The organism is Calothrix sp. CCY 0018 (genome assembly GCF_963920925.1).
In the GTDB taxonomy this organism is placed as follows: domain Bacteria; phylum Cyanobacteriota; class Cyanobacteriia; order Cyanobacteriales; family Nostocaceae; genus Rivularia.
This window is the reverse complement of record NZ_CAWUDI010000034.1, coordinates 56,064-70,939: the sequence shown is the minus strand read 5'-3', so window position 1 is coordinate 70,939 and position 14,876 is coordinate 56,064. Positions and strand designations below refer to the sequence as shown.

12 protein-coding genes and 1 pseudogene are annotated in these 14,876 nt (G+C 38.8%); 5 read left to right on the top strand and 8 right to left on the bottom strand.

Annotation, left to right across the window (positions count from 1 at the left end; all coding sequences use genetic code 11):
• Positions 1 to 459: 459 nt before the first annotated feature.
• Positions 460 to 2,652 (top strand): protein kinase domain-containing protein, encoded by a 2,193-nt coding sequence (locus tag ACM03V_RS23075; RefSeq protein ID WP_414623136.1) that lies wholly within the window; start codon positions 460 to 462, stop codon positions 2,650 to 2,652.
• A gap of 207 nt (positions 2,653 to 2,859) precedes the next feature.
• A complete protein-coding gene (gene speD, locus ACM03V_RS23070) occupies positions 2,860 to 3,297 on the top strand; it encodes an adenosylmethionine decarboxylase (protein ID WP_414623135.1) in 438 nt (145 codons plus the stop codon).
• Between the two features lie 81 nt (positions 3,298 to 3,378).
• On the opposite strand, the gene ACM03V_RS23065 is transcribed toward speD, so the two are convergent.
• A complete protein-coding gene (locus ACM03V_RS23065) occupies positions 3,379 to 3,543 on the bottom strand; it encodes a hypothetical protein (RefSeq protein WP_414623134.1) in 165 nt (54 codons plus the stop codon).
• A 77-nt stretch (positions 3,544 to 3,620) separates the two neighbouring features.
• Between ACM03V_RS23065 and ACM03V_RS23060 the strand changes: the two genes are divergently transcribed.
• Positions 3,621 to 4,835, top strand: coding sequence for an RNA-guided endonuclease InsQ/TnpB family protein (locus ACM03V_RS23060; RefSeq protein ID WP_414623133.1), 1,215 nt, complete (start codon positions 3,621 to 3,623; stop codon positions 4,833 to 4,835).
• Here the strand turns inward: ACM03V_RS23060 and ACM03V_RS23055 are convergent.
• The 5 genes and pseudogenes from ACM03V_RS23055 to ACM03V_RS23035 all read right to left on the bottom strand — a co-directional run bounded on the left by ACM03V_RS23055 (position 4,827) and on the right by ACM03V_RS23035 (position 10,982).
• Complete coding sequence (locus ACM03V_RS23055) at positions 4,827 to 7,103, bottom strand: hypothetical protein (protein WP_414623132.1); 2,277 nt, start codon at positions 7,101 to 7,103, stop codon at positions 4,827 to 4,829. The genes ACM03V_RS23060 and ACM03V_RS23055 overlap by 9 nt on opposite strands.
• Positions 7,104 to 7,645: 542 nt before the next feature.
• Positions 7,646 to 8,569, bottom strand: coding sequence for a right-handed parallel beta-helix repeat-containing protein (locus ACM03V_RS23050; RefSeq protein WP_414623165.1), 924 nt, complete (start codon positions 8,567 to 8,569; stop codon positions 7,646 to 7,648).
• A gap of 78 nt (positions 8,570 to 8,647) precedes the next feature.
• Complete coding sequence (locus tag ACM03V_RS23045) at positions 8,648 to 8,932, bottom strand: hypothetical protein (protein ID WP_414623131.1); 285 nt, start codon at positions 8,930 to 8,932, stop codon at positions 8,648 to 8,650.
• Positions 8,933 to 9,151: 219 nt separating this feature from the next.
• Positions 9,152 to 9,532, bottom strand: a pseudogene (locus ACM03V_RS23040) (NUDIX hydrolase); the annotation flags it as partial.
• Positions 9,533 to 9,776: 244 nt separating this feature from the next.
• The gene (locus ACM03V_RS23035; RefSeq protein ID WP_414623130.1) at positions 9,777 to 10,982 is read right to left on the bottom strand and encodes a phosphoglycerate kinase; all 1,206 of its coding nucleotides are present in this window, start codon (positions 10,980 to 10,982) and stop codon (positions 9,777 to 9,779) included.
• A 164-nt stretch (positions 10,983 to 11,146) separates the two neighbouring features.
• Here ACM03V_RS23035 and ACM03V_RS23030 point away from each other — a divergent pair, with 164 nt between their 5' ends.
• Positions 11,147 to 12,334 carry an RNA-guided endonuclease InsQ/TnpB family protein gene (locus ACM03V_RS23030; protein ID WP_414623129.1) on the top strand — a complete coding sequence of 396 codons (1,188 nt, stop codon included), beginning with the start codon at positions 11,147 to 11,149 and terminating at the stop codon, positions 12,332 to 12,334.
• A gap of 79 nt (positions 12,335 to 12,413) precedes the next feature.
• Positions 12,414 to 12,824, top strand: coding sequence for a universal stress protein (locus ACM03V_RS23025; RefSeq protein ID WP_414623128.1), 411 nt, complete (start codon positions 12,414 to 12,416; stop codon positions 12,822 to 12,824).
• Positions 12,825 to 13,040: 216 nt separating this feature from the next.
• Here the strand turns inward: ACM03V_RS23025 and ACM03V_RS23020 are convergent, their stop codons facing one another.
• Together ACM03V_RS23020 and hemW are read right to left on the bottom strand one after the other, a co-directional pair.
• Positions 13,041 to 13,454 (bottom strand): DUF1622 domain-containing protein, encoded by a 414-nt coding sequence (locus tag ACM03V_RS23020; protein ID WP_414623127.1) that lies wholly within the window; start codon positions 13,452 to 13,454, stop codon positions 13,041 to 13,043.
• A gap of 133 nt (positions 13,455 to 13,587) precedes the next feature.
• The gene (gene hemW, locus ACM03V_RS23015) at positions 13,588 to 14,751 is read right to left on the bottom strand and encodes a radical SAM family heme chaperone HemW (RefSeq protein ID WP_414623126.1); all 1,164 of its coding nucleotides are present in this window, start codon (positions 14,749 to 14,751) and stop codon (positions 13,588 to 13,590) included.
• Positions 14,752 to 14,876: the final 125 nt, after the last annotated feature.

Sequence of the window (14,876 nt, the reverse complement as noted above, 5' to 3'; positions counted from 1 at the left end):
TCTTACTTCCGCGAAGCGGTACTAGTCGGGTGCAAACTGTTAATTGTTATTTTTCGTGAGACAGCGGCGTTTACTATTTATGAATTTGGACGAAATTTGTGGTGTTGCGACTGTAGCTTTATCAGTAACGATTAGCAGTTTTAGTCACTGAAATTTTACATTTTGAATTGATAAGCCTTAAACTTATCTTCAAAATTATTTGAATGATCGAATAGTATATTTGTTTATACCATGCATCAATTATTGTGAATTATAAAAATATTAAGTATTTATAATTTGTTTGCGTTTATTCTCATCCGCCGGGGACTGCAAATCCCCGTCTGATAGCTAAAGTCCTCTCAAGAGGACTAAAGACATAATTATTTTAAGATATATGGTTCGCGACTGCGATTGATTTTCCACAACAGACGTAGCACTGCTACGTCTCTACATTCCTAACTCCTAACTCCTAACTCTCCCATGACATCTCTCAATTGCTCGAAAGGACATGAAAATCCTCACGGTAGTCGCTTTTGTTTACACTGCGGCGAAATGTTGGTTGATACTCCAGTAAATCAAGGTATCCAGCCGGGAATGACTTTGGGCGATCGCTATTTAGTTGTGCGTCAGTTGGGGCAGGGGGGGTTCGGCAAAACTTATTTAGCAGAGGATATTAACCGTTTTCGCGAGCCTTGCGTTTTAAAAGAATTTTCTCCCCAAGTTCAAACTGAATACGTTTTACAAAAATCGGAAGAACTTTTTGAACGAGAAGCCAGCGTTCTTTATAAGCTGCAACACCCTCAAATACCTCGCTTTCGCGAACTTTTGCGATTGAGTATCAACGATAAAGAATATTTATTTTTAGTCCAAGATTATGTAGAAGGAGAAAATTATCGTTCCTTGCTGGATAATCGTCTGAAGCAACAGATGAAATTTAGCGAAACTGAAGTCAAGCAGTTATTAGAGCAGATATTACCAGTATTAAATTATATTCATTCTTTGGGTGTAATTCACCGCGATATTTCACCCGATAACTTAATTCTTCGTAAAAGTGACCAGTTACCAGTATTAATAGATTTTGGCGGTGTTAAACAGGTAGTAGCAACCGTAGCTTCCCAATATTATGCACCCGGCAGCCCTCCAGCAACCCCAATCCCAACTCTACTGGGGAAAATAGGTTATGCTCCACCAGAACAAATGCAAACCGGATCGGTAGAGCCTCACAGCGATTTATACGCTTTAGGTGCAACAGTATTGGTTTTACTTACAGGCAAACAACCAGCAGAATTAATTGATAACTATAACCTGCAATGGCAGTGGCGACGATTCGTTAATGTGAGTCCGGAATTTGGAATAGTGTTAGATAAAATGCTATCTGCCGCACCAAGAGAACGCTATCAAAGCGCCAATCAAGTTTTACAAGCCCTTAATCCTCCCGCACCTACAAATAATAATCCACCGCCGCAACCATTACCCCAACAAGTTACACAGCGAACCTTTGCCGTAACACCTGCCGTACAATCGGCTCCAATAACTCCGCAACCTAGAACCACTTCACCCGGTTTTTCAGAATCTCAACCGAAGCCAAAACCTTGGTGGACACCCGCACGCATTGCCATGCTATTTTTCGCAATAATTGTTTTAGGTGGTTTAACCTATGGTGCTATTTCTCAATTTACAAACACAGATTCCGATCCAGCAATTTCCTCAAATTATTCCCCAGAAGAAAAGCAACGTAAAGAAAGACTCAAAGCACGACGCGAACAACTGGGTATAGACCGTAACTTCTATGTCAAACTAGTTAATCAAATATTCTGGGAGAAAAACCCCAGTTTAAATGGACGCACGTTGAGTGACGAACCCCAAGATGCAGAACTTCGCAAACAATGGGACGAAACAGCAAGCGAATTGCTCAACAATATGTCTCAGCTAAGTTCCGACGCTCGCGGCAAACTCGGAACCTTTACCTCTTCAGATCGCGATCGCTGGAAAGTCAGAGTCAACAATATTAACGTTGGTAGTCGTTCGGTATACGACCTCGCAGACGCACCATTTTTACGAATATTCCCCGAACAAAGAGGTAAAAATTTTATCAACGAACCCGTAGGAGAAATTTGGCATGGATTTGTATTCGACAAAGTAAACGCGGTATTTGCAAAAAGCGCGTATGAGAAACTGCAAATTGCCAGCGGTGATACAAGCGTTACTAGAAGCGGAAACTTTCCAAGCTTGCAAGGTAAAATTTTCATCGCTCAATTGAACGCAAATCAACAAATGCGAGTCAACTTAACGGCTTCTCCCAAAGTACTGTTTTCCATATATTCACCTTCCGGGCAAAGAGTATTATTAGAAGATTCCACAAAACGCTCGTGGTCTGGTACTCTCAGAGAAAAAGGATATTACGAATTCGTCATCGTCTCTACATCAACCGAAGCTCAAGATTATCGGATGCGCTTGAATGTAGAAAACCCCGCACCACCCCCAGAACCGACACCAGAACCAACCCCAGAACCGACACCAGAACCAACACCAGAACCAACACCAACACCAACACCAACGCCAACACCAACACCAACACCAACGCCAACGCCAACACCAACACCAACGCCAACACCAACGCCAACGGCAACACCGACACCAACACCGACAGTAACAGAGGAATCGGAACCGTAGTTAGAAGGGATGGGGAGATGGTTAGCCATTGCGTTGGGCGGGTTCCCCGACTTGTAGCAAATGGCGCAACCCGTAGGGGGAGACAAGGGGACAAGGGGAGAGAAATAATTTTAATCTTTAAGCTTTAAGCTTTAACCTTTAACCTTAACTGGTCATTGGTCACTGATAAATGATATAATCACAAGCTTGTTGTTAAAGGGTGAGAAATTGGGAAATCAATCATATTTAGAAACAGACACTCCTTTGGTTCCGGTAGGTAGTCACTGTCTTTTGGAACTGTATGACTGTCCCAAAGATTTGCTTAATGATGTTGATTTTATTAAAAAAGCTTTGGAAGAAGGAGTCAAAGAAGCTGACTCAACTTTGCTCAAGGAATTGACGCATCAGTTTGAACCATACGGTGTAACTGCTTTGGCTCTTTTAGCAGAGTCTCACGTTTCGCTTCATACTTGGCCCGAAATTGGCTATATCGCTGTAGATATGTTCACCTGCGGGGAACACGCTGAACCCGAAAAAGCCTGTAAGTATTTGGTAAAAGCTTTTCAAGCTAAAAATCATGTGCTTTTGAAAATTCCCAGAGGTAGATTGACTCCTCAGTTGAAGAAATTGGAAGAAAGTCTGATGGCTGGCGCTGGGGAGAAGTAGGGAGATGGGGAGATGGGGAGATGGGGGAGAGGGGAAAGAATAACCTACTCCCTAACTCCTAACTCCTAACTCCCTACTCCCTTATCCCATTTCTGATAGAGAAATATTACGGAACTGAGTTTGTGCTGTTGAGTTGGAAACATCATCGTCTGAGACTAAGGTGAGATAGTTGAATTCACCGCTTATCCGAATACAAGCAGCGTAAAACCCAGTCTTTTTAAAGCTGGGATATAAGCTAGTGGGCAAATTTATTATTCGTGAGTCTTAGTAATCGTGCGGAAGATTATTAATTAAGGTGTATAATGTAATAAGGAGGTAATACAATGTTTACTTTAACTTACGAATTTAAGATCAAAACAACTAAGCGCGAGCAAGCAATATTTGAAGAATGGCTAGAAATTAATCGCCGTGTCTATAACTATGCTTTGCGTGAAAGAAAAGATTGGTATGAATCTCGTAAGTGTCAGGTAAATGCTTGCAGCCTCAAACAATGTTTTGTGATGAGTGCTTCGGCACCTCGCCCTACCTACAACCAGCAAGCAAAGCAACTAACAGCCGCAAAGAAAGAATACTTAGATTTAAAAAAGCCACAGTCTCAAGTGTTGCAACAAACCTTAATGAGGTTAGAAAAAGCGTTTGTGTCAATGTGGGAGCAAAATCATGGTTTTCCTAGATTTAAAAAAGCTGGTAGGATGCGTAGTTTTGTTTTCCCACAGGTCAAAAATGAATGGTTGTGGGAAGATCAAATATACCTCCCTAAAATAGGTTGGCTGATAATTCGTAATTCTCGGCCAATACCAAAGGATGCTCAATTAAAACAATTCCGTGTAGTTAAGCGTGCCAGGGGTTGGTATGTACAAATAACTGCTAGTTGGGAAGTTAACCCCCCATCTCCTATACCGAATGGTCGCGCAATTGGAATAGATGTAGGGCTGACAAGTTTTGCAGCTACAAGTAACGGTCTTTTAATCAAACGCCCTAGATTTTTTGTTGACTTGCAAAATAAGCTGAAATCGCTACAACGCAAAGTCTTCTGCAAAATTAAAGGTTCTAATAATTGGAAAAAGGCACAGCACAAAGTAGCTAGATTACATGAACGTATAGCTAATACTCGTAAGGATTGGCACTACAAGTTAGCGCATAGATTGTGCAACGACGTAGGGATGATATTTGTAGAAAACCTTAACTTAGTAGGTCTTTCCAGAGGGATGTTAGGTAAACATTGCCTCGATGCAGGGTTTGGTCAATTCTTCAATATCTTAGAGCAAATTTGTTTTAAGCGCGGTGTATATTTTGAGAAAGTTGACTCGCATAAAACATCTCAAATATGTCCTAATTGTCAGCACGAAACTGGTAAAAAGACATTAGCTAACCGCGTTCATTCGTGTGAAAATTGCGGCTATACCACTGACCGAGATGTGGCAGCCGCGCAAGTAGTTCTATTAAGAGGGCTTGCAGCCGTGGGACACACGGTCAAGATGCTTTGTGAGGGTAAAAGCACTAGCTTCCCTGTGAGCAAAGAATCTCAGTCACTTTAGTGCTGAGAGTGTCAAGTCTAACTTATTCCAACTATTACCTTTTAATTCAATTTCGGTTTTATCGTCAGAAAGAGTAAATGAACCTTTATCTTGAGTTATGCCGCCGTAAGAAGAAAGGTTGTAATTGTTGGTGCTATCTTTTATAGTTAATAAAACATTTGATTTTTCATCGGTAGTAGCGTGACTTAACTTATTAGCATCGCCTTCATAAAGTTTGATATTGCGATATTTACTAGCGGCATTTTTTTCGCCTTTATCGTGGTCGTTAACAAAGGTAAGATAGTTAAAATCACCTGTTAAGTTGTCTCCTACGGTAATTTGATAATTTTTCCAACCCTTTCCGGTAATATCTTGTTTGAAATCATCAACACCAAGTTTATCTTTGCCTTCTAGCTGGAATAATAGCTTTTTATCGTTACTACTACCGAATTGATCGTCAGTATCAAAGCCGATACCCTGAATCTCTCCTCTGATATCGCTTTGAAATTCAAATTCTAAAATTGTTTTATCGGTAATTTCGTAGTCAAAAGCAAGTTTCTTCCAACCATTTCCTTGAATTTCAATTTCTTGGTTGTTATCTGAGATAGTAAAGATAGAATCTTTGTCTTGCCCAGCGTAGGAACTAAGTTTGTCTTCTTGAATTTTAATGATGCTTGGCTGTATTGATGGGCTATCAACTGGGGTTTGTGGTGTTGTATCAATTACAGTTGGGGTAGGTATTTCTGGGGTAACAGGTTGCTGCCCTTCTTCGTATATGCTTAAGTTGCGGTACTGACTGTGAGCATCTTTTGTACCATTATCGTGGTCGTTAGCAAAGGTGAGATAATCAAATTCACCAGTAAAATAATCACCGACGCGGATTTGATAAGATTGCCAACCGGAGTTGGTTTGATATTTAAAGTCGGTAATACCAAAATTGTTTTGAGTTCCCGAAAGTCGGAATAAATACTTCGCATCGCTAGAGCCTAAATTATCGTTGGTATCAAAGCCAATACCTTGAATTTCTCCTTCTTGAATGCTGTTAAATTCAAATTCAAGTATTGTGTCTGAGGTAATTTTGTAATCAATAGCAAGTTTCTTCCAGGAATTACCTTTAACTTCAAAGGCTTTATTATCATCAAAGAATAATAAGGTATGTTGCTTATCTTGTCCGCCATAAGATTCTAGAGTGTCAAAGCTTAATGTTGGTATTGTCGTCGGTTTTTCAACGGGTGTTGCGGCGGTTGGAGGGAGAATAGTTATGTTAGCTTGTGGAGGTTCAATAACAGGCTTGCTATCAACCTGATTAATATCCCAACCTAAATCTTTTAAAACACCCAAAGCGATCGCACCAGGATTATGAATTGCTTCACCTGCTTTGAAATAAGGTGTCATCAGAGAATCCCGATCGCTTTTAGGATATGTTTTCTCGTCAAGATGGGCAACGCTTGAGCCATATTCCCATTTACTAGGCGCGTACAGCTTAACTTGCTTGCCATCATTAGCTGCTGTTGCATTAACACCGTTAAAAAACAGGTTGTTACTGGTTAATTGCGCTCCTAATTCTAGAGAATTATTAGTAAATGTATCAAGACTTTGATTATCGCTATTAACTATAAAGCTTTCAAAAATTGTATTTCCATAACTTCCTTTACCGTTGTTATAGTCTATAAAATCCGTAAATCCAAAACCGTGTCCTAACTCGTGCAATACTACTGTTGTAAAGTCGAATTTACCTTTTTGTGCTTCACCATCAGTACCAAAATACCAATTAGAAAAACCGCTGTTAAACCAAGCCTCAATTTCAGAGCTACCACCGTTTAAATCTTCACCAGCTAAATGATTAGCTAATGACATTGCATAAGAAGTATTGTTTTTAGTTGCACCCGTAAAATTCCTTTTAAAGCTATATGGTGAAGCCGCACCCAGAACACCCGAACCGTATTGACTCAAATCTTCCCAATAAGCATCAACTTCAATAGCAACGTCTGATTTGATCCACCCTTCCCAGATAGTTACTGCATATTCAAAAGCATTTTTAGCTTCTTGGGAAAAGCCATAATAATTAACGTCGATTGTGGCTGTAGGAGAATTTATAACAGCAGCAGATACAGATATTTGCTCTGAATTTGTTGAATCACTACCAGCAAAATCGTGTTCGTGTTCGTCATCACCATGATTATGACCAGCTAATAGTTCAGCAAGTGAAATCGGTTTCAGTTCTTCTGTTATAGGTTGATTATCCGCATCCAAGTTAGAAAATTTAAACCCAGAATTATTATTAATCATTTAGATATACTCCTAAAACTAAAGATAAATACCCTAAAAAAGATTGTTCGAGACAAATTGAAAGCAACTTAGATAAACTGCCACTTTGAATTATTTTTTCTTAAAACTTTTGATTTTAAACTGATTTTTAATTAAGCAAGCTGTGAAAATAATTATGGATTAGTTATTATTCAAAACTTTTTATCTGACCACAAAAAAATACTAGAAAGGTGATTAAGGTAATCTTATCCACTTAAAAAGTATATTTCTTCAGAGCTAGCACCTAATTCGTATTTAATCTGTGAATACCTAAAAACCTAAAATTTGAATAGTTTTTGATAAAAAATTTATACTTAATAAGTAAATGAACTTAATTTAATTGATTTTTATTTGTATAAGTTAGATCCAGAACCATAAAAATATAGTTATCCTAAAAGCTTAAAAGAAGGAGTTTCTACTCTTTTCTAGTGAAATTACTTACAGAATAAATATTTGATATTAGATATGAACGACATAAAAAAACCCTCTTTTTACAAGAGGGCTGAAAAAATAAAAACTATTTTCTAAAATTCATAAGCACCTGCATCAACTCCGCCACCACCTAAACGTTGATTTCCATCTTTATCGAGTTGTGCGTAGTCACCAATTGAGGAAGATCCAATATCAATTGCTGGCGAGTTGGATGTAAGACGGTAATCGTTACCTTCTAAATTCACAAAATCAACCGATTCGGCTAATTCATTATCGAAAGCGTTGAGATTCCCGACTCTTTGCCCTCCGTCATAAAGAATTTCAGTTTTATCTGCAAATTCCTCTGTGTTTGTAAATAAATTATTGTCCACAGTCACGTTACTTGCATCTTCAACATATACATTCCGAAAACTGTTATCACTAAAGATATTGTTGCGAATCGAAATATCGCGTGGATTATAGCCGCTACCGCTGTTATCGACATAAACACCTTGGACGTTATCAACAAAAGTATTATTAACAATCTCTACATCTTCAACGTTGTTGATAACAGCAACTCCTCTACCACCATTCTCAACCCGTATTCCATTTCCATAGATAACGTTGTTGTAGATATTCACATCAGATACATCTCCATTGCCGGGAACTTCATCTCCAAGCAAAATTCCATCAGCAGTATTAGCAAAGATTTTGTTGTTGTAGATATCTAAGTTAAATGAATCAGCCCGATTACCATCTACATAGATAGCAGCACCGCCTCTAAAACCTTCGTAAGTACCGGAAATCAAAGCTTGAGAGGTGATGGAATTATCGTGAATTAAACCGTTGCGAGAACCAACTTTAATATCTATACCTTCCCGCTTACCGTCAATCATGGTGTTATTTGCAACTTCAAAACCATCAACACCCCAAATGCTCAATGCTTCCTGATCGCCATCGGTATCTCCGGGGCCATCCCATTTCCAGTTAGCTCGTTCGACAGTATTGTTGAGTATCTTGACATTGCTTCCCGTAATCTCTTTTTCTCCGCCACCAAAAAAAGTTTTGGGTAAAGCAATGATTCCAGAACTTCCAGTTTGATAAGTTTCGTTGTTTTAAACGGTAATATTTTTAGCGTCACTCAGAGATATTCCAGCCCAAGATGTATTTTCTATCCGAAAACCATCAATTACCCAGTTACTCTGCCCTGGTGATTGAATTACCCCTTCTGGAAATCCTCCACTATTGGGGTTAGGGTCGCGCAATGTCACGTCACCGTTGGCTTTGAGGGTAATCCTTTGGGAATCGCTACCAGATTTACCAAGGCTAATCAATTCTGTATAAGTACCCGGTTGAACCAGAACCGTATCACCTTTCTCAATAGGAGAATCTTCACTCACTGCATAATTAATACTTTTCCAAGGTTGGTTTTGGGAACCAGAATTTTCATCGCTACCGCTTGGAGAAACGTAATAAACCCTGCCACCCGCACTTTGAGGAATCGGAGTTACGGAAGGTGTAACAGAGGCTCACACTAAGACAGCAGCATTTTCAGTTCCTGTAATTTGGTCTGAATCTTGATTACCATTAAGGCTATCCGAATTCAAAACAGTGCTTTCTATCAACTTTGTAGCGCGAGTATGATAACCAGATTCTTCTAAAATTTCCTTGACTACAGATTCACTAGGAGACTCGCTGATATCAGCCCATCCACCGGGTAAAGTCCAACAACCATCGGAACGTTCTTTTACTAAAAGTATTTTATTTTCTTGAAAAACTGCACCCCTAACATCCACTTTAGGAGTAGCGTATCCCGTTTCTTGAGTAAATAAATCTAGTATGTAACTTTGTTCGACATTTGTATAATTCGTAATAATTTCCGCTGCTAGTTTCTGCAAATACTGATAACGTTCGATGTCAAAAGCATTTTCTGTATACGTCAGACCATTTTGAGCAGTAGCTTGAATTTTCTGCGCCCATTCTAACCATTTTGGCTGCATTAGTTTTTTCTAATCGCAATTAAAAAGCAATGAAATAATAAATTGTGGCTCGTAGTAAGGGCTTTAGCCCTTGTTTTCACGATCTTCGAGGTAAATAATTCTCACTTCAATCGTTTTTTAGCCTAGAAGAAATTAGGACTAAAGTCCTTACTACAAACCTAAAATTATATGTTAGTTGCGTAAGTGCTAAGTTAATTATTAATTAAAACAACTAACCACTAACAACTAACCACTAACCCATTAATTAAGCATCATTCAATGCTGCAATACCGGGCAAAGTCTTACCTTCGAGTAATTCCAAGCTGGCACCACCACCAGTGGAAATATGGCTCATTTGGTCGGCTAAACCAACTTTTTCCACGGCTGCAACGGAGTCACCACCACCAATAATGGTAGTAGCACCTTTCTTGCTCAAGTCTGCTAAAGTATGAGCGATCGCCTCAGTACCCACAGCGAATTTATCAAATTCAAATACGCCCATAGGACCGTTCCAAATCACTGATTTACACTCACCAAGGGCTTCTTGGAACTTTTTAACGGAATCGGGACCGATATCTAAACCCATCCAACCATCGGGAATATTTTCGATGCTGACGGTTTGAGAATTAGCATCGGCAGCAAAGTTATCTGCTACAACTACATCTGTAGGTAATAATAAATCTACGCCTTTTTCTTTGGCTTTAGCTTCCAAAGTTTTCGCTAATTCTAATTTGTCTTCTTCTACTAAAGATTTACCAACGTTCAAACCACGAGCTTTGTAGAATGTGAAAATCATTCCACCACCGATGATTAGTTTGTCGCATTTATCGAGTAAAGTTTCAATTACACCGATTTTGCTGGAAACCTTAGAACCACCGATAATTGCCGCTAAAGGACGCTGAGGATTTTCAATAGCGTTTTGTAAATACTCTAATTCCTTCTCAATCAAATATCCAGCAATGGAAGGAGTGAGATAGTGAGTTACACCTTCAGTAGAAGCATGGGCGCGGTGGGCAGTACCGAAAGCATCATTTACGTATAAATCGGCATTTGACGCGAGTTTTTTCGCAAATTCGGCATCATTTTTTTCCTCTTCACTATGAAAACGGACGTTTTCTAATAAAAGTACGTCACCGTTTTGCATTCCCCCAACTTTATTTGTGACTTCATCACCAATACAGTCATCGCATTTGACAACTTCTTTGCCTAACAACTCAGAAAGCCTTTTAGCAACTGGAGTTAAGCGTAATTTATCTTTGACTTCACCTTTTGGTCTGCCAAAGTGGCTGGCTAGAATTACTTTAGCGTTTTTGCTAATCAAATCTTGAATTGTAGGTAATGCTGCTCGGATGCGCGTATCATCTGTGATATTGCCTGCATCATCCAGAGGGACGTTGAAATCCGCTCTTACCAAAGCGCGTTTACCTTCCAAGTCGCTTTTAGATAAATTTGCTAAAGTTTTTTTGGACATAATTAGACTCTCCCGATCGCCTTTTTGTTAATGTGATTGAAAATAGGACTATCAAGATTTTACCAAAAATACTGAGTTTAAAGCCCCGTCCTTTTAGGACGGCTTTGATTTATCTTATTCTTTATTTATACTCAATGTGGTAGTATAAGTCAGGAGATAAATCTATGTTAGTTTTTGAGTTTAAGGCATACGGAAAAGTTAGTCAGTTCCAAGCAGTAAGTGAGGCAATTCGTACCGCTCAATTTGTCAGAAATAGTTGCATTCGTTTATGGATGGACAATAAAGGAACGGGTAAAAACGACTTGCAAAAATACTGCGCGGTTCTGGCTAAACAATTTTCATTCGCAAGTGAACTCAACTCTATGGCAAGACAAGCTAGTGCTGAGAGAGCATGGTCATCTATCAACCGTTTTTATGTTAGCGCAGCGTGTCGCGATAGCGATATAAACTGTAAAAAAGGATTTCCAAAATTTCAGAAAAATTGCCGTTCTGTTGAATATAAAACATCGGGATGGAAGTTATCAGACGATAGAAAGTCGATAACTTTCACAGATAAAAAGCGTGTTGGCAGGTTGCGTTTAAAAGGCACTCGCGATTTGCATTGTTATCAAATTAACCAGATTAAAAGAGTTAGATTGGTAAAACGTGCAGACGGCGTGTATGTTCAGTTTTGTATTGATATCGAGCGCCGTGAAGATATCACGCCAACTGGCAATACAGTCGGTTTAGATGTTGGATTAAAAGAATACTATACCGATTCAAACGGTGAAGTAATCAAGAATCCAACATTCCTCCGCAAAGGCGAAAAAGTGCTTAAGCGCGCTCAACGTCGTGTTTCTAAAAAGATAAAAGGTTCAATCAATAGAAAAAAAGCTAGACAGATTTTAAGTAAACGCCACCTTAAAATAAGTAGGCAACGTAAAGACCATGCTGTGAAATTGGCACGGTGCGTAGTTCAGTCTAACGACTTGATAGCTTATGAAGATTTGAGGATTAAAAATATGGTGAAAAATCACTGTTTAGCTAAATCGATAAACGATGCATCTTGGTATCAATTTCGTGTTTGGATTGAGTACTTTGGTAAAGTATTCAAACGAGTCACGATTGCGGTGAACCCGCAATATACTAGCCAAAATTGTTCTAGTTGCTCAGAAGTTGTCAAGAAAACGCTATCTACAAGAACTCATACCTGTAAGTGTGGTTGTATGTTAGATAGAGATGAGAATGCCGCAATTAACATTTTGCATCGTGGTCTTAGTACGGTAGGGCATACCGGAGCTACTGCGTTAAACGTAGAAAACGCTTGGAGAGATGAAACCTCTATTCAGCTAGGCGCAAGCCTGGTTGAGTAAGTTATGTCGCTGAACCAAGAATCCTCGCGCCCGTATTGTCGAGGAGTGTCAAAGAGTTTAGGGGTCACAAGGGAATCCGATGTTCAAAACAATTCTTTTTCCGGTAGATCAAAGCCGCGAAGCACGGGAAGCAGCAGAGTTTGTCGCCAAACTAGTACAAAAGCATCAAAGCAATCTCATATTACTGAGTGTAGTAGAAGAGACTACTCCTTCCGAATCATCCAACGATGATGTGATGAAGTCAGCAAAAAAGGTTGAACAGTTGCTCAAAGATGCTCAAGCTTTCTTTTCCAGCCAGGGAATAGAAGCAGAAATCTTAGAAAAACAAGGGCAACCTGCTTTTGTGATTTGCGATGTTGCCGATGAAATTAAAGCAAATTTAATCGTTATGGGCTGTCGCGGATTGGGCTTAACTGATGAAGGTTCCCACGATAGCGTTAGCAACCGCGTTATTAATCTTACTCCTTGTCCGGTTTTGATTGTGCCGTAAGTAAGTTAGGAGTTGGGAGTTGGGAGTTGAAAGTTAAGAGTTAGGAGTTAGGAGTTAGGAGTTATAAATTACAGCAATCCTATATGAGTTGTAAAAAATTGAGACTAAGAAACCCGGTTTTTTGGAAAAACCGGGTTTCTAAATTTTAACTTCAGGTAATGAATTGCTATTCTTAATGAAATTAAACAATACAAATTAAGAGTTACCAATCTACTTTCAAATAATGTTATTCTTTACGTTCTCGTACAAGGATTTATTGCTCGAATTATTAGAAATATTCGATTCAGACGGACTATCTTTAAGGACGGGTTTGTTTATATTTTGTAGTAGTAAATAGTTTAAAACGGTGCGAATGACAATAATTACAGCTAATCTTCCTATGTCTTCCCAGCTAGGAGTTATGGTAGTTCTAAGAATACTTCCTCCAACCAAAAAGTTTAATCCTAAAGAAAACGAGTAGCCCATTTGTAGACGGCTTTCTTGGAACATTTTAGCTGAGTTTGTAAAAGATAAGGCATTTCGTAAAAATATAATTAAACCTTTGACTAGTCCGATTGAAATTACGAAAAGGGCTAATAGTTGACAGGTACTAATTGCGATATCGATCAGATTTTTTACAAAGGGTTCCATTATTTGTTCGATTTTAGATTTTAGATTTTGGATTTAACATTTAGCTTCTTAACTATACAAAGAATAATAATTTTTTGTTCCCCGTTCCCTATTCCCTGTTCCCCACTCCCTACTCCCTATTTCCTTATCATTATTAAAGTTTCTCAAACAACTCTGCTAACACTACGTTAGAAAACAAAAACCCATCGGGATCGAGCAGTTGCAATCTTTCATCTACCACTTGCACCCAACCTTTCTCTAAATAAGGTTGCAATACTTGTAATACTTCTTCAATTTTCTTTTCACCGAATTGTGCTGCTAATATTTGCAAATTCACACCTTCCGCCAAACGTAAACCTAACATTAAGGTTTCTAATAAAACTTCATGAGAAGTTGTGATTTCGCAATCAATTATACTTCCATCATTCACCCAAGCGTAATATTCTTTGGTTTTGCGGGGACGGTTGAAGCGTTTCCCTTGATAATAACTTGCTGCTCCCATTCCGAAACCGTAATAATCGCGATTTTCCCAATAAACTCGATTGTGGCGACATTGATATCCTGGTTTAGCATAATTGGAAATTTCATAATGTTCGTAACCTGCATTGGTAAGAATTTCCTGTGCCATACGGTACATTTTTACGGTTGTTTCATCTGTCGGAAGAGGGCGATCGCCTGGTTGATAATAACGTCCGAAAGCGGTACCGGGTTCTATTGTCAAGTCATATATAGATATATGCATGGGCGTAATTTTGATTGCTTGCTCTAGAGATTGTTGCCATATATCTAAAGTTTGATGTGGTAAACCGGAAATTAAGTCTATGCTAAAGTTAGAAATCTGTGCAGCTTGAAGTAAATCAATAGCGGTAAAAATATCCGAAACTGAGTGAAAGCGTCCGCAAGCTTGCAATAATTCTTCTTGAAAAGCCTGTACTCCCAGACTGATGCGATTTACACCTGCATTTACATATCCTTGCAAATGCTGTTGATCAAAAGTACCTGGATCGATTTCCATCGAAATCTCTGCAAATTTGTCAATGCCAAATTTCCCATCTAAAACTTCCAATATTCCTTGTAATTGTTGTGTTGAAAGTAATGAAGGAGTACCGCCACCAAAAAAAATTGTTTCTAAAGGTTTATTATTAGTTTGTACAGTAACAATTTCTTGACATAAAACTTCAACGTAATCAGAAATTGCGCCGGATGTTTCGCCACGTTTGGTGTTTCCTACCACATAGATGGGAAAATCACAATAAAAGCAGCGTCGTCTACAGAAAGGAATGTGTATGTAGACAGCACTTGCGGAGCCTGAAGTCATTGAATTAACTAATTTATCGGACATTATGAGAAACAATTTAATTTAGATTAAGAATGAATTAGAAATAGTAAAAATCAATGAGAAATCTACATTTTTGTATGGTTTCATGACAATACCAGCAGAAT